26 protein-coding genes and 2 riboswitches are annotated in these 23,888 nt (G+C 26.4%); of the genes, 18 read left to right on the forward strand and 8 right to left on the reverse strand.

Features of this window, described 5'->3' with window-relative positions:
- Nucleotides 1–194: 194 nt before the first annotated feature.
- A complete protein-coding gene (locus KGF48_RS16505; protein WP_227840536.1) occupies nt 195–458 on the reverse strand; it encodes a hypothetical protein in 264 nt (87 codons plus the stop codon).
- Between the two features lie 320 nt (nt 459–778).
- Between KGF48_RS16505 and KGF48_RS16510 the strand changes: the two genes are divergently transcribed.
- From KGF48_RS16510 to KGF48_RS16525, 4 genes are all read left to right on the forward strand, one after another.
- Nucleotides 779–1,351, forward strand: coding sequence for a hypothetical protein (locus KGF48_RS16510; protein ID WP_227840537.1), 573 nt, complete (start codon nt 779–781; stop codon nt 1,349–1,351).
- 101 nt (nt 1,352–1,452) lie between these two features.
- Nucleotides 1,453–2,451, forward strand: a complete 999-nt coding sequence (locus KGF48_RS16515; protein WP_227868276.1) for a DUF4003 domain-containing protein — start codon at nt 1,453–1,455, stop codon at nt 2,449–2,451.
- Between the two features lie 351 nt (nt 2,452–2,802).
- Nucleotides 2,803–3,441: a lactate utilization protein gene (locus tag KGF48_RS16520; protein WP_227827927.1), complete on the forward strand. Its 639-nt coding sequence runs from the start codon at nt 2,803–2,805 to the stop codon at nt 3,439–3,441.
- Nucleotides 3,442–3,467: 26 nt separating this feature from the next.
- Nucleotides 3,468–4,367, forward strand: a complete 900-nt coding sequence (locus KGF48_RS16525; RefSeq protein ID WP_227827928.1) for a YegS/Rv2252/BmrU family lipid kinase — start codon at nt 3,468–3,470, stop codon at nt 4,365–4,367.
- Nucleotides 4,368–4,474: 107 nt separating this feature from the next.
- Here the strand turns inward: KGF48_RS16525 and KGF48_RS16530 are convergent, their stop codons facing one another.
- On the reverse strand, nt 4,475–6,139 hold the full coding sequence (locus tag KGF48_RS16530) for a glutamine--tRNA ligase/YqeY domain fusion protein (protein WP_227827929.1): 1,665 nt from the start codon (nt 6,137–6,139) through the stop codon (nt 4,475–4,477).
- A 294-nt stretch (nt 6,140–6,433) separates the two neighbouring features.
- On the opposite strand from KGF48_RS16530, the gene KGF48_RS16535 reads away from it, so the two are divergent.
- From KGF48_RS16535 to KGF48_RS16565, 7 genes are all read left to right on the forward strand, one after another.
- Nucleotides 6,434–7,147 carry a DUF2140 domain-containing protein gene (locus KGF48_RS16535; RefSeq protein ID WP_227840538.1) on the forward strand — a complete coding sequence of 238 codons (714 nt, stop codon included), beginning with the start codon at nt 6,434–6,436 and terminating at the stop codon, nt 7,145–7,147.
- A 168-nt stretch (nt 7,148–7,315) separates the two neighbouring features.
- Nucleotides 7,316–7,879 (forward strand): hypothetical protein, encoded by a 564-nt coding sequence (locus tag KGF48_RS16540; RefSeq protein ID WP_227840539.1) that lies wholly within the window; start codon nt 7,316–7,318, stop codon nt 7,877–7,879.
- Between the two features lie 305 nt (nt 7,880–8,184).
- On the forward strand, nt 8,185–9,885 hold the full coding sequence (locus KGF48_RS16545) for a hypothetical protein (protein WP_227840540.1): 1,701 nt from the start codon (nt 8,185–8,187) through the stop codon (nt 9,883–9,885).
- Nucleotides 9,886–10,053: 168 nt separating this feature from the next.
- The gene (locus KGF48_RS16550) at nt 10,054–10,671 is read left to right on the forward strand and encodes a hypothetical protein (protein ID WP_227827933.1); all 618 of its coding nucleotides are present in this window, start codon (nt 10,054–10,056) and stop codon (nt 10,669–10,671) included.
- A gap of 110 nt (nt 10,672–10,781) precedes the next feature.
- Nucleotides 10,782–10,950: riboswitch (Lysine riboswitch) on the forward strand.
- An 81-nt stretch (nt 10,951–11,031) separates the two neighbouring features.
- Nucleotides 11,032–12,225, forward strand: a complete 1,194-nt coding sequence (locus tag KGF48_RS16555) for an aspartate kinase (RefSeq protein ID WP_227840541.1) — start codon at nt 11,032–11,034, stop codon at nt 12,223–12,225.
- A gap of 17 nt (nt 12,226–12,242) precedes the next feature.
- Complete coding sequence (lysA, locus tag KGF48_RS16560) at nt 12,243–13,535, forward strand: diaminopimelate decarboxylase (protein ID WP_227827935.1); 1,293 nt, start codon at nt 12,243–12,245, stop codon at nt 13,533–13,535.
- Nucleotides 13,536–13,739: 204 nt separating this feature from the next.
- Entirely contained in the window at nt 13,740–14,405 is a 666-nt protein-coding gene (locus KGF48_RS16565) for a hypothetical protein (protein ID WP_227840542.1), read from the forward strand.
- Nucleotides 14,406–14,553: 148 nt separating this feature from the next.
- On the opposite strand, the gene KGF48_RS16570 is transcribed toward KGF48_RS16565, so the two are convergent.
- Nucleotides 14,554–15,639, reverse strand: a complete 1,086-nt coding sequence (locus tag KGF48_RS16570; protein WP_227850327.1) for an AI-2E family transporter — start codon at nt 15,637–15,639, stop codon at nt 14,554–14,556.
- 191 nt (nt 15,640–15,830) lie between these two features.
- On the opposite strand from KGF48_RS16570, the gene KGF48_RS16575 reads away from it, so the two are divergent.
- From KGF48_RS16575 to KGF48_RS16585, 3 genes are all read left to right on the forward strand, one after another.
- Nucleotides 15,831–16,547: a pseudouridine synthase gene (locus KGF48_RS16575; RefSeq protein WP_227868277.1), complete on the forward strand. Its 717-nt coding sequence runs from the start codon at nt 15,831–15,833 to the stop codon at nt 16,545–16,547.
- Between the two features lie 42 nt (nt 16,548–16,589).
- Nucleotides 16,590–17,171 carry a class I SAM-dependent methyltransferase gene (locus tag KGF48_RS16580; protein WP_227827939.1) on the forward strand — a complete coding sequence of 194 codons (582 nt, stop codon included), beginning with the start codon at nt 16,590–16,592 and terminating at the stop codon, nt 17,169–17,171.
- Between the two features lie 378 nt (nt 17,172–17,549).
- A complete protein-coding gene (locus KGF48_RS16585) occupies nt 17,550–18,422 on the forward strand; it encodes a MurR/RpiR family transcriptional regulator (protein WP_227435034.1) in 873 nt (290 codons plus the stop codon).
- A 184-nt stretch (nt 18,423–18,606) separates the two neighbouring features.
- Here the strand turns inward: KGF48_RS16585 and KGF48_RS16590 are convergent, their stop codons facing one another.
- Together KGF48_RS16590 and KGF48_RS16595 are read right to left on the reverse strand one after the other, a co-directional pair.
- Nucleotides 18,607–18,807: a cold-shock protein gene (locus KGF48_RS16590; protein ID WP_021384215.1), complete on the reverse strand. Its 201-nt coding sequence runs from the start codon at nt 18,805–18,807 to the stop codon at nt 18,607–18,609.
- A gap of 217 nt (nt 18,808–19,024) precedes the next feature.
- Entirely contained in the window at nt 19,025–19,201 is a 177-nt protein-coding gene (locus tag KGF48_RS16595) for a hypothetical protein (protein WP_227435413.1), read from the reverse strand.
- A 51-nt stretch (nt 19,202–19,252) separates the two neighbouring features.
- Nucleotides 19,253–19,349, reverse strand: a riboswitch (cyclic di-GMP riboswitch).
- 227 nt (nt 19,350–19,576) lie between these two features.
- Here KGF48_RS16595 and KGF48_RS20750 point away from each other — a divergent pair.
- The gene (locus KGF48_RS20750; RefSeq protein WP_413894820.1) at nt 19,577–20,143 is read left to right on the forward strand and encodes a hypothetical protein; all 567 of its coding nucleotides are present in this window, start codon (nt 19,577–19,579) and stop codon (nt 20,141–20,143) included.
- A complete protein-coding gene (locus tag KGF48_RS20755; RefSeq protein ID WP_413894821.1) occupies nt 20,080–20,523 on the forward strand; it encodes a hypothetical protein in 444 nt (147 codons plus the stop codon). Before KGF48_RS20750 ends, KGF48_RS20755 begins: the two co-directional genes overlap by 64 nt.
- 48 nt (nt 20,524–20,571) lie before the next feature.
- Here the strand turns inward: KGF48_RS20755 and KGF48_RS16605 are convergent, their stop codons facing one another.
- Nucleotides 20,572–20,787: a helix-turn-helix domain-containing protein gene (locus KGF48_RS16605; protein ID WP_227840545.1), complete on the reverse strand. Its 216-nt coding sequence runs from the start codon at nt 20,785–20,787 to the stop codon at nt 20,572–20,574.
- A 10-nt stretch (nt 20,788–20,797) separates the two neighbouring features.
- Nucleotides 20,798–21,265, reverse strand: coding sequence for a DUF2975 domain-containing protein (locus KGF48_RS16610; RefSeq protein WP_227827942.1), 468 nt, complete (start codon nt 21,263–21,265; stop codon nt 20,798–20,800).
- A 139-nt stretch (nt 21,266–21,404) separates the two neighbouring features.
- On the opposite strand from KGF48_RS16610, the gene KGF48_RS16615 reads away from it, so the two are divergent.
- Nucleotides 21,405–21,893 carry a DUF2975 domain-containing protein gene (locus KGF48_RS16615; RefSeq protein WP_227840546.1) on the forward strand — a complete coding sequence of 163 codons (489 nt, stop codon included), beginning with the start codon at nt 21,405–21,407 and terminating at the stop codon, nt 21,891–21,893.
- A gap of 380 nt (nt 21,894–22,273) precedes the next feature.
- Here KGF48_RS16615 and KGF48_RS16620 read toward each other — a convergent pair whose 3' ends face one another.
- Nucleotides 22,274–22,972: an alpha/beta hydrolase gene (locus tag KGF48_RS16620; protein WP_227868278.1), complete on the reverse strand. Its 699-nt coding sequence runs from the start codon at nt 22,970–22,972 to the stop codon at nt 22,274–22,276.
- 264 nt (nt 22,973–23,236) lie between these two features.
- Here KGF48_RS16620 and KGF48_RS16625 point away from each other — a divergent pair, with 264 nt between their 5' ends.
- Complete coding sequence (locus KGF48_RS16625; RefSeq protein ID WP_227868279.1) at nt 23,237–23,794, forward strand: TetR/AcrR family transcriptional regulator; 558 nt, start codon at nt 23,237–23,239, stop codon at nt 23,792–23,794.
- Nucleotides 23,795–23,888 lie beyond the last annotated feature (94 nt).

Raw genomic sequence — 23,888 nt, forward strand, 5'->3', positions numbered from 1 at the left:
GTTTTTTAGGTATATTAAAAGTTGTAATTTTATTTTTATATTGATTGTTTTAGGTATATTAAATGACGATGTATTAGATTATATTCTTGTTTAAATAAGTATTTATAAATATGAAATAAATATTATTAAAATAGATATTAATAGCTATTAAAATAAAAAGAAAAGTTCCTAATTTTTAGGAACTTTTTATTTGTTTAATATAACGTATGAGTTTTTGCTTCAGCAATAGCTCTTGCTGCACTTTTAGGTTTTTCTATATTCTCTTTTTTGTAGAAATCAATTACTTCTTTTAAGTCTTTATTTTCAATATTGTCTTTTCTATTTTCAAGAATATAATTTATGATTGATTCGTTTATCAAGTTTGATAAATCTTTATTTTCATTATTAGTCATTTTGTATACTTCTTGTAATAAAACTTCATTAACTTCAATTGTAATTTGTTTTGTATTTTTTATCATATTAATCACCTCTTAAAAAATTATAGCATTTCAAAAAAATAAAATCAATATGTTTTAAAATTATAGAATTTAAATTCTTAAATTCTTAAAAATAGAAAAATTAAATAGAAGTAGTTTTGAGCTATCAAAAAGATTAATAAAAAATATATTTAATCATAAAAGCTTTGTACTATATGATTCTAAGATGGAGGATTTATAAGGGTTTAGGGTGAATTAAGTATAAGACAACTTCTTAAAGCAAATGAGTGTGGCATTTAAATCTAAATGTAGACATATAATATTAAATATGCTAATATATCAAAATAATAAGGGGGGAATTTATGAAGCTTAAAGAAGCATTGATTACATGTGTTGTATGTAGTGTATGTTTAACTCCATTATTGGTAAATGGAGAAACAAAAATAGATGCGGAGCATTGTAAAGAATCTATAGTAAATATAGATACTATAGTAACTTCAGGTCAAAACTTTAATTCTAAATATAATCAAGGTATGAAAGACTATAAAAACAGTGATGAGTATAAATTAAAAGTGCAAAAAGAGAGGCTAGAAAACCAGCTAGGAATCAAAATAAAGGATTTAATTCCTATAACATTTGAAGTGAGTTATTACACCAGTCTTAACCAAGAAAATGGATATGGAGCTATAACTGCTACAGGAGATGATTTAGAAGATGGTTTTGTGGCAAATAATCACTTGAGTTTTGGAACTAAGATTATTGTAGATGGTAAAGTAAAAACCGTTATGGATAGGGGGTCTAGTAAGTATTTTAGCAATTCTAATGCGATAGATGTATTTATACCCAAATGGAGTAACGAAAGTGAATCAGAGTATTATGACAGGGTTAATAATATGGGAAGGCACTATAAAAAAGGATACATCATTATGGAATAATAGAACTTCTTCAAGTAATATGTATTGATTGCAATATTTATTACATATATAATAGATATTAAGTTAATTAATACAACAATGTATATTACTGGGAGGGCAATATGGAACAAACTTTTATAAATGGAAAAATAAACTTATTAATAGAAAATTATAAAGCATTAAATGAGATTAAAGGTTCTTGGCAAATGGGATTAATTCAACATAGTTGTGCACTTGCGTTTACGCTTAAGAACAAGAGGATAAGCCCTAGAGTAGTAGAAGAACGAATAGAGCTTATTAAAAAAAATACTAGATTATTCTCTAACTTTAGAGGATATAACATATTTTATATGGCAACACTACTTTCATTTGAATCAAATCCAGAAAGTAGTTTTAAGATGATTTTAGAGATATATAAAAATCTCAAAAATGAAAAGTTTTGGGGAGATACATATCTACCACTTACAGCATCAATAGTCTATGAAAATAGAGATAAAATGGATTATATTACATGTATATCAAAAATGAAAACAGTGTACGAATATATGAAGAAAAAACATCCATTTTTAACATCTAGTGATGACTATTGTAATATAGCACTTATTGCAATTCATTCAAAAAATTTAGAAGAAGATTTAGAATACATAGAAAAATGTTATGAATTTCTAAATAAAAATGGTTTTTATAAAGGAAATGACTTACAAGCACTATCTCAAATTCTTTTATTTAGTGAAGATAGAACTATGGGTAAATGCAAAAAAACTATTGAACTTAAAAAAGCATTTAAAGAGAATGATTGTAAGTTAAATTATTATGGGTATCCAATAATAGGAGCAATTTCGTTATTAGATTATAAAGAAAATGAAATAATAGAAAATATAAAAAATGTTTCAAATAGACTTAAAGAAGAAAAAGGTTTTGGGAATTGGTCTTTAGGAAAAAGCAATAGAGTAATGATTAGTTCTGCTATTGTGGCTTCTATTTATGCGGATTCAATACAAAAAGAGAATAATATAGATTCTATAGCTAATAATATATTTTTAAATATTGTTGTTGCTATTCAAGTTGCTTGTGTAATGGCAGCTACAAGTGCAGCTATAGCATCTTCTTCATCAAATTAGTGACATTATTTATTAAAATTGGATATAATAAACTTAATAATACAATTTATATGTTTAAAAAAGAATATGATATTACACTTAAATCAATTGTGATATTTAATAAAATAAAGCATATAATTAATATATAGATTTCAGAAAATATATAATACTACATACAATATAGGGAAAGTAGAAAAATACATCTACTTTCCTTTTTAATTATAAATTATGAGTTAGTCTTATAAAGAAATTTATGGAAAACTTATTTAAAGTTTTATATTGTATTTTTTTTTAGATGTACTAAAATAAAGTTATAAAGAAAATAAAATTTATAATAAACTAATACATATTGAAAATAAGGGGGAAGTTAAGATGGATCAAAATCTAAATTGGCTTAAAGAAAAAAGAATAGAAAAAACGATAAAATCTCTAGAAAATAATAACATGAAAGGGTATCTAGTAAATAATAAAGAAGAGCTTCTTAAAAAAATTGAAGAAATAGTAGAAGTAGGTTCTCTAGTAGGTTGTGGAGGCTCTATGACTTTATTTGAAACAGGAGTTATTGACTTTATAAGAGAAAAGTATGATTTTCTTGATAGATATGCAAAAGATATTAAACCAGAAGAAATGAAAGAAATATACAGAAAATCATTTTGTGCAGATGCTTATTTTACAAGTACTAATGCAATAACAGAAAATGGAGAACTTTACAATCTAGATGGAAATGGAAATAGAGTAGCTGCTATGATATATGGACCAGATAAAGTAATAGTTGTAGCAGGTGTAAATAAAATAGTTAAAGATGTAGATGAAGCTATAAAAAGAACTAAAACAATAGCTGCTCCAGCAAATTGCAAGAGACTGAATACAAATACTGGTTGTAAGACTACTGGTGTCTGTATAGATTGTTCAAGTCCAGGAAGAATCTGCTGTAGCTATACACTTATAAAAAGACAATTAGCACCAGAAAGAATACATGTAATTTTCTTAAACGAAGACTTTGGATATTAAAAGAATAAAATAAGTAAGGAGAAATAATGAAAAAAGTAAAACTTATATACAATCCTAATTCAGGTGAAAAAAAAATATTATCAAATTTAGATACTATTATAGAATTATATCAAGAAGAAAATTATTTATTGATACCCTACAGATTGAATATTAAAGAACCTGTAAATAATGCATTTAAAGAAGTAGATAGTTCCTATGACCATATACTAATAGCAGGTGGTGATGGGACTATAGATTTAGTTGTAAATTCAATGAAAGAGTTAGATATAAAGATTCCAATTGGAATTTTACCTACAGGAACTGCAAATGATTTTTCAAATGCTCTTCAAATTCCATTTGATATAAAAGAAGCTATAAAAGAAATCATAAATTCAAAGCCAAAGAAAATAGACATAGGGAAGGTAAATAATAAATACTTTATAAATGTCGCAAGTGCAGGTATGTTTACTGATGTATCACAAAGAATAAGCACAGACTTAAAGAATTCGTTTGGAAGAATTTCTTATTATATAAAGGGAATAGAAGAAGCATTGTATATGAGGAAGTTTAAGATAAAAGTATATTCCAAAGAGATGAATTATGATGGAGATATGTATCTTATGCTGATTTTTAATGGAAAAACAGCAGGAAATATAAATTTAGCATATAAAGCTGAAATAGATGATGGATATTTAGATGTAATTATTTTTAAAGGAATGCCAATTCCAAAATCAATACCAGTTTTGATAAGTGTGCTTAGGGGTGATTACTTAGACCAATATAATGGAAATGAAATATTATATTTTAAAACTAAAAAAGTAGATATAGAATGTAAAGATTCTCTTATAACAGACATTGATGGGGAAAAAGGTCCAGATTTTCCTCTCAATATAGAATGTATAAAAGATGGAATAGAGGTTATGGGAATTTGTAGTGGAAAAAGTTAATTATTTAAAATAAAGAATGAAGACTAAAATAAAAAATTACTTCTAACTAAATTTATTTATAGTAGAAGTAATTTATATTTTAAGTCTTCATTTTTTAGTTATAAAAATTATTTAGCAGGTTTAAAAGAACTTTTTAAAGGAACTATTCTATTAAACACAAGTTTTTCCTTAGTTGTATACTTATTATCTATACTAAAGAACCCATTTCTAACAAATTGGAATTTATCAAAAGGTTTAGCATCTTTTACTTGTGTAGGCTCAACAAAACCTTGTAATATTTCTAATGAATTAGGATTTATTTGTTCTAAGAAATGCTTTCCTTCATTTTCAGGTAAATCATCAAGAATCAATGGCTCAAATAATCTAAATTCACATGGTATAGCTGATTTAGCATCAACCCAATGTATTGTAGATTTTACTTTACGACCTGTAAATCCAGAACCACTTTTAGTCTCAGGGTCATAGGTACCATGTATTTCAACTACATTTCCATTTTCATCTTTAATTACATCAGTACATTTTACGAAATAAGCTCCTTTTAAACGAACTTCATTTCCTGGGAAAAATCTGAAATATTTTTTAATAGGTTCTTCCATAAAATCATCTTGTTCTATATATAATTCTCTAGAAAAAGGAACTAATCTTTTACCTTGAGATTCATCCTTAGCATTGTTTTCTATTTCAAGCATTTCAACCTTATCTTCTGGGTAGTTAGTTATAACTAATTTTAAAGGTCTTAAAACTCCCATAGCAAGTGGAGCCTTTGGTTGTAAGTTTTCTCTTAGGAAATAATCAAGCATTTGACTGTCTACTGTAGAGTTAACTTTTGATACTCCTATTTCACTACAAAAATTACGTAAAGCTTCAGCAGTATATCCCTTACGTCTAATCCCAGATATAGTAGGAACACGAGGGTCATCCCAACCATCAACAATACCTTCATCTACAAGTTGTTTTAATTTTCTTTTACTCATAACAGTATTGTTTATGTTAAGTCTAGCAAATTCTATTTGTCTAGGTACATTTTCCATTTCACATTCTCTGACAAACCAGTCATAAAGAGGTCTTTGGTCTTCAAACTCCAAAGTACATATAGAGTGAGTTATTCCTTCAATTGCATCTTCAATTGGATGGGCAAAAGCATACATAGGATATATACACCATTTATCTCCTGTATTATGATGTGTTGAATGAGCTATTCTGTATATAATTGGGTCTCTAAGGTTTATATTTGGAGAAGACATATCTATTTTAGCTCTTAATGTTTTTTCTCCATCTTTAAATTCACCGTTTTTCATTCTTTCAAATAAATCTAGGTTTTCTTCAATAGTTCTATTTCTATAAGGGCTTTCTTTACCAGGTTCAGTAAGAGTACCACGATACTCTCTCATTTCTTCTTGTGTTAATTCACATACGTAAGCTTTACCTTTTTTTATTAGGATTAAAGCTCTTTTGTACATTTCATCAAAATAGTTAGATGCAAAATTTAATTCATTCCAATCAAATCCTAACCACTTAACATCTTCTTTTATGGATTCTACATATTCAACATCTTCTTTTAATGGATTTGTATCATCAAATCTTAAATTAGCCTTTCCATTAAATTCTTTAGCTAGTCCAAAGTTAAGACATATACTTTTTGCATGACCAATATGTAAATATCCGTTTGGTTCAGGTGGAAAACGAGTTATTATATTGTCATGTTTTCCTGTTTCTAGGTCATTTATAATAATATTTTTTATAAAGTTAGATGAGTTCGTTTCATTTGACATATTTTTATACCTCCTATTTAATTTGCTTATAATACAGAACACTACACTGTATTGCATAATATTAATTTTAATCCAAGATTAGAAAAAAATAAAGGTGTAATTAAGAGTATTATGCAAAATATTAACTTTTATACTAAAAACATGTTTTTTTACAGTTTATTTACAAAAAAGCAGATTAGTTGAATTAATCTTTAAAAGACTGTATTATAATATGTATATTGTTAAGAATATTATGTGAAGTTAGTTATCTAAATTTATTTTAAATCTGTTGACAGATTTGTAAAGGAGACTATGATGGGAAAGGTTGCAAAGATTATATTAAGTTTAATTGTTATTATTTTAGTGTTAACAGGTATTGTTGTATACACACTAACACCAAAAGAGAGATATGATGTTAGTTCACAAAATAATAAAATCATAGACGAAGAGTATTTATCAAAAGGTTCATATATAAACTCTATGGAAATAGTAAAAAATCCACTTAGAATGGTTGGAAAAGTATCTGTTTCAGAAGAAGAGTTTAGAAACCTAATATATACATTAATGAATAAACATGGAATTAAAGAATTTGAAAGTAATTTTATTGAGATGAAGGATGGAAAAATAAAAGTGGCAGGTCCATATAAGGTCTTTGGTCTAATCAATAGCCAATATGAGCTTGAGCTAAAACCCACTTTAAAAAATGAAGATTTGGTTGTAAGTCTTGAAAATGTAAGGATTGGAAAATTTAAAATAAGTGATAAAATGCTAGAAAAAATACTAAGTAATTACAATAAAAAGGTTCCATTTGAGGTTAATGGAAATAAAATTACTTTAGAGAAAAGTTATCTTTATCCAGCAACACTTAAAAATATATCTATAAAAAAAGGAAATGTTGATTTGGATATGGAAGTAGAAATAGATTTAAAATCACAAATAAATGGGGCATTAGGTTATCTGAAGGATTCTGGAAAAGCTCAGGATATACTAAATCATTTGATTAATTTAAAGAAAACATCTGTTGGTTAAAAATATAGAAAATTTATATTTATATTTTTATTATATTTTATATAATATTAAAGCACTTTAAAATCAAAATTTGTAAAATAGCCTTTATTATGTTAGAATATTTTATGACATTAAGTTGTAAGTGTATAATATTATTTAATTACTAGATTACTAGATTGGGGGGAAATGATGAATAAAATTTATATTGTAACAACATATACAGGAACTGTATTATCTTATTTAATAAGAAATATAAGTAAAAAACTGTATACACATGTGTCAATATCATTAAATGAAAATTTAAAGCCAATGTATTCTTTTGGGAGATTAAATCCAAGAAATCCATTTATTGGAGGTTTTGTTGAAGAAAATATAAATCAAGGCTTATATGCTATAAGAAAAAACACTGTATGTAGAGTATATTCATTAGAAGTAGATAATTTACAATATGAAAAGCTATTTAAAAATATAAAATTGATTAGTGATTATAGAGAAGATTACTATTATGATATAATGGCATTGATATATTTGTCTATGAATATTCACAGAAAAGTTGAATATAAATATGTATGTTCAAACTTTGTTGCTGATATGTTAGAAAAAAGTGAAATAGATATTTTGAATAAAGAAGCCTTTGAAGTAACACCAAATGATTTTTATAATTTAAATGGTTTAACTTTAGAGTATGAAGGTCTATTGTCAGAATATAATTCTAGACAGCATTCTTATATATCCAAAATGGCAAACATATAAAAAATTTATTTTAAAATTTATCATATAAAAATATTGCTAAATAATTAGGCTGAAGATGGTAGTTTAACTTCGAGAGGATTAAGAATTCGTAAATCTTAGTTAGAACACTTTCTTCAGTTTTTGATTTTCTGTCGTTATTTGCACGATTATAATATTTTTCTGATATATATATCGAATAGAAATAAATAAACAGTGGAATAAAAGTATAAAGATATCTTAATACATAATAAATATGATAAATATTTATTTTTTGTAAATATATGGATATAATAGTAATAATAATATTTTATAGAGAGGAGTATTAAATGAAACGATATCTTAAAACATATGGAGTTTCACTCATAATTGTAGTAATTTATACATTTATTAAATTACCTGTACTTAGACTAGATTTCACATCTTTATTTTCAGTAGGAATAATATTTTTTGTTGTAGCAGGAATATTAGATATGATGCTAGATAGAAATGAAAGAACATCTAAACTTGCTAAATATAATTTTTCAATAGCAATAGCTTTACTTGTGTATGTCGTAGTTGTACCTTTTATAGCTTCTACACCTGTACTTCATGCAAAAGCCTATAAAGACTTATTAGGAAAGGTGACTGAGAGTAAATTTACTGATGATATGAGTCCTGTCAGCGTAAATGATATTCGTCTTGTAGATGAAGACATGGCCATGAAATTAGGTGATAAAAAACTTGGAGAAGTTCCAGCTATAGGTAGTGTATCAAAATTAGGAAAGTTTCATATACAAAATGTGGATGGAGAGTTGTACTGGGTAGCACCTCTTGTGCATAGAGATATAATTAAATGGGTGACATCTTTAAGTGGTACAAGTGGATATGTGAAGGTGTCAGCAAGTAATCCTCAAGATGTTCAACTAGTTCAAGAAATAGATGGAAAACCAATAAAAATAATATATCAACCAGAAGCTTATTTACATCAAGATTTACAAAGACATTTATACATACATGGTATTGTAAATGTCGGCATGACAGATTTTACGCTTGAAATAAATGATGAAGGAAGACCTTATTGGGTTGTAAGTTTATATGAACATAAAATTGGTTATGGAGGAGCAAATGCCACAGGCATAGCTACTGTTGATGCAGAAACTGGAAAAATAAATGTCTATAATGTTAAAAATACACCTAAATGGGTAGATAGAATACAACCACAAAAATTTGTAACAGACCAAATTCAAGACTGGGGTGTTTATGTCAATGGATTTTTAAATTCTGTTATATCAGAAAAAGGAGTACTAGTGCCAACAGAAGGGACATCGCTAGTCTATGGAAATGATAATAGGTCATATTGGTATACAGGTATAACATCTTCTGGTGGAGATGAATCTACAATTGGATTTATGCTTGTTGACTCTAGAACTAAAGAAGCTAGACTGTATAAGCAGCCAGGAGCAACTGAGACAGCTGCGATGAAATCAGCTGAAGGTAATGTTCAAGAAAAGAATTATGAAGCTACATTCCCTGTAATGTACAATATATTAGGTCAACCAACATATGTATCATCTTTAAAAGATAAAGCTGGTCTTGTAAAGAGAGTAGCCTTTGTATCTGTTGAAGATTATAATGTACTTGGTATAGGAGAAGATAAAAATGAAGCTTTAAGAAATTATAAAGATTCATTAGAATCTAAAGGCAATGACTTAAAACTTGATAATGATATGAAAGATGAAGTTATAGAAGGTGTAGTAACTAGAATAAGTCCTGATGTGCGAGGAGGAAATACTAATTATTATGTGACTTTAGATTCTAATAAAGAGATAATATTTAAAGCTACTTCAAAAGTATCTAGCGAATTACCATTGACTCAAGTTGGAGACAAAGTCAAAATATCATATTCAAAAGAAGAATCTAGTGTAATTGAAATGTCAGAATTTGATAACTTAAATATTGCAAATTTTGATGATAAAAAAGCAAAACAAGAAACAGGAACTAATGAAGATACAAATTCACAAGATTCTGAAAGTCAAAGCAATGTGTAACTTAGTAAAAAAATTGTAGATAGTGTTTAGTGCATTAATAGCTAGTTTTTATAGAAATAAATTCTATAAAAACTAGCTATTTTATTTTAATTCTTTGTAAATTTAATGTCATAAATTTAATATAATATTAGTACAACTTTGCAAATAATACTTCAAGGAGAATGTACTATGACGAATATGGAAAAAGAGATATTGCTTTTAATTAGCAGGGTTAGATGTGTTACAGAAGCTCAATTTAGAAAGATTTATGGAGACCAAAAAAGATACAATAAAAAAAATTTCAAAAAAACATTGAGAAAAATGTGTAGTGAGTATACACTAAAAAAATATCCATGTGATGTAGATTATCGTAACTATAAGGACCTCTCATATGTTTACTATTTGAATGGTAGTAAGCTTTTTAAGGGAGATGATTTAATAAAGGCTCTAGTAGGGTCAGAACTAGTTGTTAGAATTAATACTGCAGGTTGTGATGTAAAAAGATTTTACCGAAATGTTAGTGTAGATGATGTGAAATATGATTTATTTATTGAATATACAGATCAATTTGGCAATATAAAGCAGGTCTTAGTAGATGTTGATTTAAATAATGAAATAGATGTTTCTAAATATGAGAATCTCTCTAGAAAGATAGATAAATCTACAATTCCATTTTTTAGAGTACCAAATATTTTGGTGGTTACACCAGATAATTTATCTGAATTAAATGACTTAGAGAGAGAAGATAATGAGTATAGTATAAATTTTATAGATTTAGGATTAAATAAACTATTTAATTGTATATAAGATATTTTTAGAAAATAAATTTTTTGATTTGCCACATTTTGTAAAAAAAATGTTGCAATATTATATAGAATATGATAAAACTATATTAATAAATTAATTAATAATAATGAGCCTAGGGTAGAGGTAGCTATATTCAATAGTAATCAATAGTAGCTGGTAAGTGTTGATGATTGATGAAAGGGTCTATAGCCGAAGAAAAGTTGTTGACAAACAAGTTTTCTGGACTTATGCAGAATATGCATAAGGCTGTCACTTTTAAAGTGGTGAGCTACAAGGTTACTTGGTCTATGAAGTTCACACGTCCAAAGTATACCTTTGGGCGTTTTTATTTATCAAAATTTAGCTTGAGGGGGAAAAGGCATGAGTATAATTGTCCAAAAATATGGAGGAAGTTCAGTTGCAGATACTGACAAAATAAAGTCAATTGCAGAAAATATAATAGAAAGAAGAAAAGAAAATCCACAAATGGTAATAGTTGTATCTGCTATGGGAAAATCAACAGATGAATATATAAACTTGGCAAAAGAATTGAGTAATGAACCTAGTAAAAGAGAGTTAGATGCTCTAATGTCTACTGGAGAAATGATTTCAGCCTCTTTATTATCAATAGCATTAAATGCACTTGGTTGTAAAGCTATAAGCTATAATGCTTATCAATTAAATATAAAAACAAGTGGACTTCATGGAAAATCTCAAATTGACGATATAAATGTAAATAGAATAAAGAATAGTTTAGATGAAGGGAATGTTGTAATAGTAACTGGATTTCAAGGAATCAATGAAGATGGTGATGTAACTACTCTTGGAAGAGGTGGTTCAGACACATCTGCTGTAGCTCTTGCAGTTAAACTAAATGGTAAATGTGAGATATATACAGATGTTGATGGAATTTATTTTACAGACCCAAGAAAATATTCAAAGGCAAGTAAACTTGATGAGATTGAATATGAAGAGATGCTTGAATTAGCAAGTTTAGGAGCACAAGTAATGCATTCAAGAAGTATAGAGCTTGCACAAAAATATGGTGTTGAAATTTATGTTGGACGTACATGTGGTACAGTAAAAGGAACATATATAAGAGGGGGAAAAGACATGAAATTAGAGGATAAAGTAATAACAGGATTAGCTACTAGTGATGATGATAGCTCTATAACAATAAAAGACTTTAAGGTAGAAAATATATCTAGTTTATTTGAAGATATAGCAACTATGGGAATAAGTGTAGATATGATAAGTCAAACTGCACCTATTTTAGATAAAATAAGTGTGTCATTTACAGTTCCAAAAGAAGAATTAGGAGAGTGCAAAAAGATAGTATCTAAATATACAAATGAAGAACATGTAGTAATTGATAATAACATCACTAAATTCTCTTTAGTAGGTCTTGGTATGAAAAATACTTCTGGAGTTGCTGCTAAAGTATTTAAGATATTTAATGAAAATGGTATAATGGTAAAACTTATAACTACATCAGAAATTCGTATAACTTGTGCCATAAATTCTGATGATAAACAAGTAGCTATTGAGAAAATAGCAGAAGTATTTAATATATAAAACTTAGGGAGGATATTATGAAACTTCATGGAACTATGACTGTAAAAGACAATGAATTATATATTGGAGGGGTAAGCTGTCTAGAGCTTAGTAAAAAATATCAAACTCCATTATATGTATTTGACGAAGACTTAGTAAGACAAAATTGTAGAGAATATATAAAATATTTTAAAGCTAAAGATGGAAAAAATAAAGTTGCTTATGCAGGTAAGGCATTTTTACCTCTCTATATGTGTAATCTTATAAATGAAGAAGACATGTGTTTGGATGTAGTTTCAGGAGGGGAACTATATACAGCTTATAAATCAAATTTTCCTATGGAAAAAGTTTTCTTTCATGGAAACAATAAAACTGAAGAAGAAATAAATATGGGATTAGATTTGGGAGTAGGTAAGTTTGTAGTAGATAATTTCTATGAGTTAGATTTAATTGAAAAATTATGTGAAGAGAAGGGGAAAACTCAAGAAATATATTTTAGAATAACACCTGGCATAGAAGCTCATACACACGATTATATAAAAACAGGTCAAATAGATTCTAAATTTGGTTTTGCTTTAGTAAATGGAGATTTGTTTAGAGCAATAGAAAAATTGAATGATTATACAAATATTAAATTGGTAGGTCTTCATGCTCATATAGGTTCACAAATATTTGATGTAGAACCATACATAGATACAGTAGATATAATGATGAACTTGGTAAAAGAAATAAAAGAAAAATTTAATATACAGTTGACAGAAATTGACTTAGGCGGGGGTGTAGGTGTTTATTATAGTAAAGGTGATAAACCTAAAACTATAAGAGAATTCTGCGAAACTATAATCACTAAAGCAGAAAATTCCTGTAAAGAACTTGGAATAGAAGTACCTACATTGGTAATAGAACCAGGAAGATCAATAGTTGCAAATGCAGGAAGTACATTGTATACAGTAGGTTCAATAAAAGATATAAAAGATGTTAGAGTTTATGTAAGTGTAGATGGAGGTATGACAGACAATGTAAGACCTTCACTATATCAAGCTAATTATGAATGCAGTATTGTAAATAAGATTAACCATGAAACTATGAATCATGTAACAATAGCGGGCAAATGTTGTGAAAGCGGAGATATATTAATTGGAGATATAGATATAATGGATATAAAAAGTGGAGATGTACTTATAACAACATCAACAGGTGCATATGGATATTCAATGTCTTCAAATTATAATAAAATACCAAGAGCAGCAGTAGTGTCAGTATTTGATGGAGATGCCAAGATAATTTGTAAAAGACAAAGTTATGAAGACTTATTATCTTTAGAAATATAGAATAAGAATTAAATATTGAATTTTAAAATAAGTAGATTATATGATATATCTATAGATTTAAACTAATTTTTAGTTTGTTATAGTTATTCAAGTTATATCTACTTATTTTCTGTTTTATTAACAATTTTCTTGTAATAAATATAAAATATTTTAAAAACTTCCTGATTATGATAAAATTTAAAGTATATGACAAGGAGGGATTTAATGAGAGGAAGAGTAATTTTATTGATATCGATATTATCTATATTTCTTGTAGGATGTTCGTTTAATAAAAAAGATGAAATAAGTTCAACTGAACAAGGAAAAATATATTTAGAGAAACATGATTATAAAAAAGCGATGGAAGCATTATCCTCTGCATTAGAAGAAGATAGCGCTAATGAAAATGCAAGAGCTATGTATATGCAATCTATGAGAATGTTAAATGTAGATGAATTTGAAAAAGATACAAATTATGAGGATGCAATTAAAGAACTTAAGCTTATAGAGAAAATCAAAAACGGGTCCTCTGTTATTAAAAATGAAGCATCTAAAAAGAAAGAGGAATTGACTAAATTAGAAAAAGAACAGAATGAAGCAGAGGAAGAAAGAAAGAAAAAGGCAAAAGATACAGCTGGAGAAGATAGGTATAGAGTGGAATCAGAAGCAAAGAAATCTTCCTATAGTGAAAAGAGTAAAAATAATAAATCTAATTCCAAAAACAAAAATACAACTTCAAATAATAACAAAGATGTAACTAACAATGATTCTTCTCAAAATCAAGAAAAACCAAATACAAGCAATCCAACACCGACACCAACTCCACCTTCATCAGAAAATAGCGGAGGGTCAGATAGTGGTGGAAATTCTCAGAACTCAAATAATCAGTAAATGTAAAGTATTACATATAAACAATTAAAATTTTGTATCAGTAAATGAAATTAACTCTTAGCATATATTCTTTGCCAAGAGTTAATTTCATTTTTTTATAGTAATGTAATAGATAATAATTAATTTTTAAAATTATAAAAGACAGAAATTATTGCAATCTCTTGTCAATATATTTATCAATAGAAGTTTTTACAACAGCAGCTACAGGTACTGAAAGAAAAACACCTATAAAGCCAAAAAGAGACTGTCCTATTAAAATCGCAGAAATTATCCATATAGCTCCTATTCCAACTTGATTGCCCATAACCTTTGGTTCTATAAAATTTCCATCTAGTTGTTGTAATATAAATATAAATACGATAACCCATATGGTTTTTTGTGGACTGTATAAAATTGTCATAGCTACTGGAGGTATAGCTCCAATAAATGGGCCTAGATAAGGTATTATATTTGCTAAAAATATTATTGAAGCTAAAAATAAAGCATTTTCTATTCGAATGATAAATTGAAATCCTATAAATGCAATTATACCAATAATAAGAGAGTCTAAAATTCTACCAATTAAATAATCATAAAAAATATCATGGGTAGTTCTAAAAAATTCTATAATGTCATCAGCTTTGTTTCGAGCAGTAGAAGAATATAGTAATCTTTTAAATCCTAATGCAATTTTTTCCTTATCATATATAATATATATAGATAATATAAAACCCATTACCATACTAAATAGCATAGATGATATGCTAAGTGTATAGATTAAAAAGTTTTTAGGAATTCTACTAATAAAATTACTAGCTTCTTTTAATGCATTATCTAAGCTATGTTGTATATGAGGAATTAGAGCTTTTAAAAAATCTATGTTTGACATATTTTTTTCTATAAAATTATTTATATAATCAGTGTAGATAGGCATTTCATTTATCAATCTATTTAATGTATTGGCTATTGAAGGAATTAGCAATCTAATACCAAAAGCTAAAATAATACCTATCAATATATAAGATAAAAAAATGGATAAAAGCCTATGTGTTTTAAATTTTATTTCAAAAAGCATTACAAGAGGATTTAAAAGCAAAGCAAGTAAAATAGCTAGTAAAAATGGACTAAAAAAGCTTAACAATCCTTCAATGCTAGATATAAAATCTGCTGGAGTATTAATAAATTTAAAAAATAAAATTCCAATAAACACGACTATTAAATAATATTTTACATTTTCTTTTGAAATAATAATCACTTCCTTAAAATAGTGTTTAATCAGCTATTACATATTAATAGTATGTGAAAAGAAATTACAATTATTTAGGAAAATTAAATAATTTTTTGGCTTGTTTTTAATTAAGGTCTAGTATAGTATAATAATGTAACAAAATTAACATTGATAAAAATATTAAATGACATATAATTTAAGATAAGAAAGGATTATGTATGAGAATTAATAAATATATAGCGTCTTGTGGAATTGCATCTAGAAGAAAAGCAGAAGAAATCATTCTTGAAGGAAGAATAAAGGTAAATGGAAATATAGTAAAAGAACTATCTTTTAATATTGATGAAGAAAAAGATATAGTAGAATTTGATAATAAAGCAGTAAAGCCAAGCGAAAATTATGTCTATATAGTATTGAATAAGCCAGAAGGTTATATAACTACTGTAAAAGATCAGTTTAATAGACCAAGTGTAATAGATATATTAAAAGATGTAAAGGAAAGAGTATATCCAATAGGAAGGTTAGATTATGAAACAAGTGGGCTTTTGATACTTACTAATGATGGAGATTTAACATATAAACTTACTCATCCAAAACATGAAATTAATAAAACTTATGTGGCAAGTGTAAAAGGAATTATAAATAAGGATGAAATAAGAAGTTTTGAAAAAGGACTAAAAATAGAAGATTACACAACGGCACCTGCTAAAATTAGAGTAACTAAAGAAAATAAAGAAAAGAATTATTCAGTATGCGAAATAACAATACATGAAGGAAGAAATAGACAAGTAAGAAAAATGTGTAAGGCTATAAATCATCCAGTTTTAAACTTAAGAAGAATTTCTGTAGGGAAAATAGTATTAAAAGATACAAAAATTGGCGAATATAGATATTTAACAGAAGACGAAATAAAATATTTAAAATCAATAAAATAGCATGAAAATGAAATGAAGTTAATAGCAGGGAGAAATGATATTATGGCATATGCAAAACATTTAACTAAAATTACAGATATAAATAAATTTTATTTAGAAAATATTATTAATAAAGGTGATATAGCAATAGATGCTACCATGGGAAATGGTTATGATACAAAGTATTTGGCTGAAAAGGTTGGAGAGGAAGGCTTTGTATATGCATTTGATATACAAGAAGAAGCTATAAAATCTACAAGAAAAAAATTAGAAAAAGAAGGATATATAGATAGAGTAAAATTAATACTTGATGGTCATGAAAATATAAATAAATATGTAAAAGAAGAAGTTTCATGTGTTTTATTTAATTTAGGATATCTTCCAAGAGCAAAACATCTAATTATAACTAAACCAGATACAACTTTAAAAGCTATAAAGTCTAGCTTAGAAATATTAAAAGAAAATGGAATAATAAGTATTGCTATATATACAGGACATGATGGAGGTCAAGAAGAAAAAGATAGTATATATAATTTTGTAAATAATTTAAATCAAGATGAATTTAATGTTTTAGAATCTAAATTTTTAAATCAAGTCAATAACCCACCACAATTGATTTTAATTGAAAAGAAAAAATCACAATAAACACTAAAAAAAACTTGACAAGATTCTATTAAGAGTTAATATATATATTGTAACCTTTTAAAAATACTTTAAATAATAAGCATATGATAATTTGCTTTCGAAGTAAGAGATATGCTTAAATATGCAGAATAAAATATTTAACTTTTAAATGAGTAAAAATTGAAAATTTTAAAAGAAATATTGAACAAATCTTAAAAAATGCAAGGAAAAATGGTATAATAAATTTAATCGAAAATACTATGTGAAGTATAAGGTACAGAAAAGTTAGAATTTTATGAGTTTAAGAATCTGAGATAAAAACTAAAATAATAAAATTTTTAGAAAAAATAGTAGTAGTCATAAAAAGAAAATAGTTTAGATAACTAAAAGGAGAAAAAAATGGAAGAAACAAATGAAATGAAAGATAGTAAACATTTGATATCAAATATACAATCTCAATATACGAGGTTAAGTAAGGGTCAAAAACTTATAGCACAATATATTTTAAATAATTATGATAAGGTTGCATTCATGACTGCATGCAAATTAGGTGAAACTGTAGGAGTAAGTGAATCTACTGTTGTAAGATTTGCAAATGCTCTAGGCTATAGTGGGTATCCAAAATTACAAGCTGCACTTCAAGAACTCATAAAAAATAAATTAACTACAGTACAAAGAGTTGAAATGGCACATGATTATTCCGATGATTTTGCAATATTGAACAAAGTTTTAAAGAGTGATATAGATAATATAAGATCAACATTAGAAGAAATTGATGAAAAAGCATTTAAAGAAGCTTCTAATAAACTTTTAAAAGCAAGAAAAATATATATACTTGGTATGAGAAGCTCTTTTGTAGTAGCTCAATACCTAGGTTTTTACTTAGATATAATACTTGATAATGTCCATATAATTAGAATGGATATGGGAGATGCTTTTGAACAGATTGTAAGAATAAACGAAGAAGATGTTATAGTTGCAATTAGTTTCCCACGTTATTCAAAAAAATCTTATCAAATTGTCAATTATGCTAAGGAAAAAGGAGCACATGTAATTTCATTAACAGATAGTTTATTTGCACCAGTGGCAGCACTTGCAGACAATACTCTTTTAGTTAAGAGTAATATGGCTTCATTTGTAGATTCACTAGTTCCAGCACTTAGTATTTCAAATGCTCTTGCTATATCTGTTGGAATGAAAGAAAAAGAAGATATTAAACAGCACTTCGATGACTTAGAGCAAATCTGGAAGAGATATTCTGTATATGAGTAAAGCTTGTATATTAATAAGTAGGATTAATTATTAAAAGTCTCAAATATAGCAGTGTTTGAGTAAAAATTCTATAAAAAAACTGACTGACATTTAACTGGCAGTCAGTTTTTTTTAAAATAAGATTTTGCTTAAATTATCAATAAAAAAAGACCCTCAAAAGAGTCTTTTCCGAAAAATCTATATATTATAATATAGTTATATTTTCTGCTTGAGGACCTCTAGCGCCTTTAACTATATCAAAGCTTACTTGTTGACCTTCTTCTAATGATTTAAATCCTGAAGTTTGTATAGCTGAGAAATGAGCAAATACATCATCTCCACCTTCTATTGATATAAACCCAAATCCTTTTTCATTATTAAACCATTTCACTATTCCATTATTCATTTAAAAATACTCCTATTAACCTATATCAAGATATACTTGATTTAATTGTGTATTACCACAAATACTATTGTATCATAGATTAATAGAAATGTCTATTCAATTATATTTTTTAGTTAACATTTTTAGTTATTCTTAATCTTAAAAATATATTTAAGAGCTTTGTATTAATATAAAAGTAGATAAAACTAAAAAGGATTTTCTAGAAAATAAAGCCTATCTAATTATACTTACTTACCAATACCATCACTTGATGTAAGCAATTTTCTACTACATTTTCTCCATACTCTAGTATAAAATCATCTAACTGTGTATCTATAAAATCACAATAATCATATGAACTGCCAATATAAGCAGTTAACATATGTGTACATCTATCCATTTTATCTCTAAACATATATTATTATCCCCCTAAAAAACTTTCATAAAAACAAAAAGAAAATATCTTTTTGGCAACTGGCTGACATAACTCATAATTTAATTTATAAGTCTTAGTCCCTATAGCTTTGCGTCACTAAATTTCTCTAGTTTTGCCGATTTAGTTTTATTCTACAACTACAATAATACATTAGAATGAGTTATTATTCAACATTCTTGTTTGAAAATTAAATGAATTTAGAAATAGTTTACTTAAATTTTTAAATCATATCTAAAATAATTTAGGAGTGCCCTTAAATTTACTTACTTTCATTATAAAGAATACTTATAATAGTATATACATTTTGTAAATAATGAATATGCTAAATATAATTTAAGTGAAACAAGAAGTCAAATGTTAGAAGATGCTAAAAGAGCTGGAATAATGTTTGATGAAAGTTTAAACCCTGATATACGTTCACTAAGAATGACAATACTTTATGGATTAAAAGGAATAAGTGCTTATGGGCATCAGGCTAGAGAGCTTGGATATTATAATAATCAAGTAGATGAATTTTATTTTAGAGCACTATCAGCAATTACAGATGATGATATTTCTTTAGAGAACTTAATAACATTAACACTTAAGACAGGTGATATGAGTGTTGCTGTAATGCAAAAATTAGATGAAGCTAATACTACCATTTATAAAAAACCAGAACCTCATAAGGTAAATGTAAAGATAAAAAAAGGACCTTTTATAATAGTTTCAGGACATGATTTAAAAGATTTAGAAATGTTACTTAAACAAACAGAAGGAAAAGGGATAAATATATATACTCATGGAGAAATGATTCCTTGTCATGGATATCCAGAATTAAATAAATATACTCATTTAGTAGGTAACTTTGGAGGAGTATGGCAAGACCAGGAAGAAATTACTATACCGAGTTTGCTAAACAAGTTCCTAAAGATTGTATAATTTTAACACTTGCATGCGGAAAATATAGATTTAATAAGTTAAACTTTGGAGAAGTAGCTGGGTTTCCTAGGTTGCTAGATGTTGGTCAATGTAATGATGCTTATTCAGCAGTAAGAATAGCTTTAGCTTTAGCTGATGCATTTGATACAGATGTGAATAGTCTTTCTCTTTCAATAATATTATCATGGTATGAGCAAAAAGCTGTAGCAGATTTATTAGCATTATTATCACTAGATATAAAAAATATTTACTTAGGGCCAAGTTTACCAGCATTTATAAGTCCAAATGTACTACAATATTTAGTTGATACATTTAATTTAATACCTATTAGTACACCTGAAAAAGATTTGGCAACATGTCTAAATGTTCCAGCAAAATAGTAAAGACTATAGGTGATAATCAAAAAGAGTGTTTTAGACACTCTTTTCTTAATAATCATCATCTTCTACATATTCAAGTATATCACCTGGTTGGCAATCTAAAGCTTTACAAATTTCATTTAGAGTGGTAAATCTAATAGCTTTTGCTTTACCAGTTTTTAAAATTGATAAATTAGCATTTGTAATATCTATTTTTTCAGCCAAATCTTTAAGTGATATTTTTCTTTTTGCCATCATTACATCTAGATTAACTATAATTGCCATAATATCACCTCTATATCGTTAAATCATTGTCTTCTTTTATTTTTATAGCTTTATTAAATGTTTCAGCAATTACAAAACACATTAGTGCAAATATAAAAGAAATGACCATAAGTGGTGAAATCCCTCCACTATCAGCTCCAAAAACTCTTATATTACTGGTATTCAAACTATAACCATTGATACATTCAATTATAGTATTTATTAATAAGCAATATCCCATTATTTTAAATCTCTTTACATTTTCAAGCATGAAAGGTGAGTATTTAGTACTATTAATTATAAAAGTTAAGCATAAGATAACTATGAAATAGTTAGAAAAATACATTATTCTAACAACTAAAATAAATAATTTTTCAAAGTTAAAATCATATAAAAACATAGGTATCATACACATGAATAGTATACCAGATACACTTAAAATTACTAGTATAAAGTATAAAAATACTGATAGAATGTTGTTGAAAAGTCTTGTAATCATTAAATATCATCTCCTTAATATAATGTATATTATTGATTATAATATATAATTTATTGTTTTTCAATAATAAATTATTGACATAAAATATAAAAATATTATAAAATGTATATAAATAAGAATATTAAGGTGGTAAGTTTATATGAAAAAGAATATAAGTTCTAAAATATTGAATAATATTGTGCTAGTTGGAATAATTTTGACTTTATTATCACTTATTTTAACACCATTAGCACTGACAGCGTATTTTAAAAGTAGTTTGGAAATTACAAATACAAATATGCCAACTATAATGTCAATAGCCATATATATATGTGCTATTCCGTATGTTGTATCATTATTTATGTTAAAAAGATTATGTAAGCTAGTGGCAATAAATAATCCATTTTCAGAAGAGATACCTAAAAACTTAAAAAAAATATCCATCTGTGCATTTAGTGAAATTTTTATATTTAACTTTGTAGTGATAATATTATATTATTGTTATGATATATACTTATATGCAATTACTATAATACCTGTAGTTATAGTATCATTTGTTTCATTATCAATAGGATTTCTAGCTTTAGTTCTATCAATTTTATTCAATAAAGTTATTGAAATAAAAGATGAGAATGATAAAACAATATAATAAACTTATACACTAATATGTTTATTAAAAATATTTTAGGTTGATTTTATTAGATTTAATTTTAATTAACACTATAGCTGTAAAGTATATTAATAATACATAAGAGATTAGATTTTATAGATAATTAGATTTTATTAGTAAAAATAAGTTAAAAGTATACAACACAGAAAGAAAAAATAGTGATAGAATGTTCTATCACTATTTTTTCTTTCTATGTTAATTTGAGTATACAATACTTTTTTCTAGATTAAGAGTTTTAAAAGTATCTTTTATAATAATTAATTTATTGCTTACTTGCTTATTTTAATAATACTAATATAAAGTGAATTGATATAGTAATTGCTCTAATTTATATGAAAACAGTAATGATAAGATTATCTTTACTTAAACAAAGTATTTATCCATTCATTTAATACTTTTAATTGCTCTTGTGTATTAAACCAATGCTCGCCGTTTTCTATAACTGTTAAATTGCAATTAAAATGGTGTGTAAATTTCTCTACCACACTTACTTCTGTAAGTTCATCGTGTTTACCATATAGTATTCTTGTTGTAGTATTCCATTTAGTAATAGGGTGTTTTTTGACATATTGTAGATATTCCCATGAGAGTGTATGACCAAATGAAGTTGGAATAATTAGTTCATGTTTAAGTTGTTCTTCTGATACATTTGCCCAAAGCATCATATTAGAGATAAGCTGTTTCATATCAAGAATTGGAGATACAAAAACACACTCTTCCAGATTCTCATTTTCAAAACTCAACATACTAAACCATGCACCAATACTATTTGCATATAATGAAATTTGATTCCAATTAGATTTTGCATATTTCATTATAGTTAATAGCTCTGGAACAACATTCCATGGGTCAAACGAAATGTTTTCTTCTTTACGTTCTCCATGTTTAGGTAAATCAATACTTAAAACCTGCCATCCATGATTAACAGCAATATTAGCAAAAGTTTCGGCTTCTTCTTTATAACCACATTGTCCGTGTATGTAAATATACAATTTGTTTGAAGGATTTCCCCAAAGAATTGAAGGAATTCCATGAATTTGAAAATATTTCTTTTCCATAAAAATCTCCTCTCAGTTTAATATATAGTATCTATTGATGTATCTATTAAACTATAAAATTATACTGTAATATTCTAATTTAATTATCTATAATACTAACTTAATTAGTTATAATACTAATATAATTAGTATTATATTAAACTAAAATTAAATTGTCAACATTGCATTTAATATAAAGTATTTTATAAGTCTTAATTGTTGACGAAGCTAATTAGATTAGTTAAACTAATAAAGTAATTAATTTTAGTTGAGAGAGGTATAATCATGCGTGTTAGTAGAGATATAGTAATACAGGTAGCATCTGATATAGCTGATAAAGATGGGCTTAACAAGCTTTCTTTAAAAGTTGTTGCAGAAAAACTAAGTATACGTACACCATCTTTGTATAATCATATAGAGAGCTTAGATGATTTATTGAGAGAGATTGCTCATAATGGAATGAGGAAAATGAATAAACAGATGGAGAAAGTTGCTATTGGTGATTCTGGAGATACAGCTATAAAATCTGTAAGTATTGCATATTTTAACTTTATAATTGCTCATCCTGGGGTTTATGAAACAATTCAATGGGCTATTTGGCATGGAAACAGTGAAACATCAGAGATATTTGAAGACTATAAATCGCTATTAGAAAAACTTATTCTTTCTTGTAATTTAAGAACAAAGAATATAGATGAAGTATTAAATTTGTTGATGAGTGTGATTCATGGATACTCAACTTTGCAACTTGGAAAAGCTCTTTTAAATTCAGAAGAAGCTATAAAAGGTCTATCTGACACTATTGATACTGTACTATTAGGTGTTCATAAAAAGTATGACTAAGTATATCACTAAATATTAATGTCTTTGTTAGTAGATTCTTTTAAAGTATATTACTTAAAAATTTAAAGAGAAATAGTGTAATTTTAAAATTTAA

The organism is Clostridioides sp. ZZV15-6388, assembly GCF_020657755.1.
Classification (GTDB): domain Bacteria; phylum Bacillota; class Clostridia; order Peptostreptococcales; family Peptostreptococcaceae; genus Clostridioides.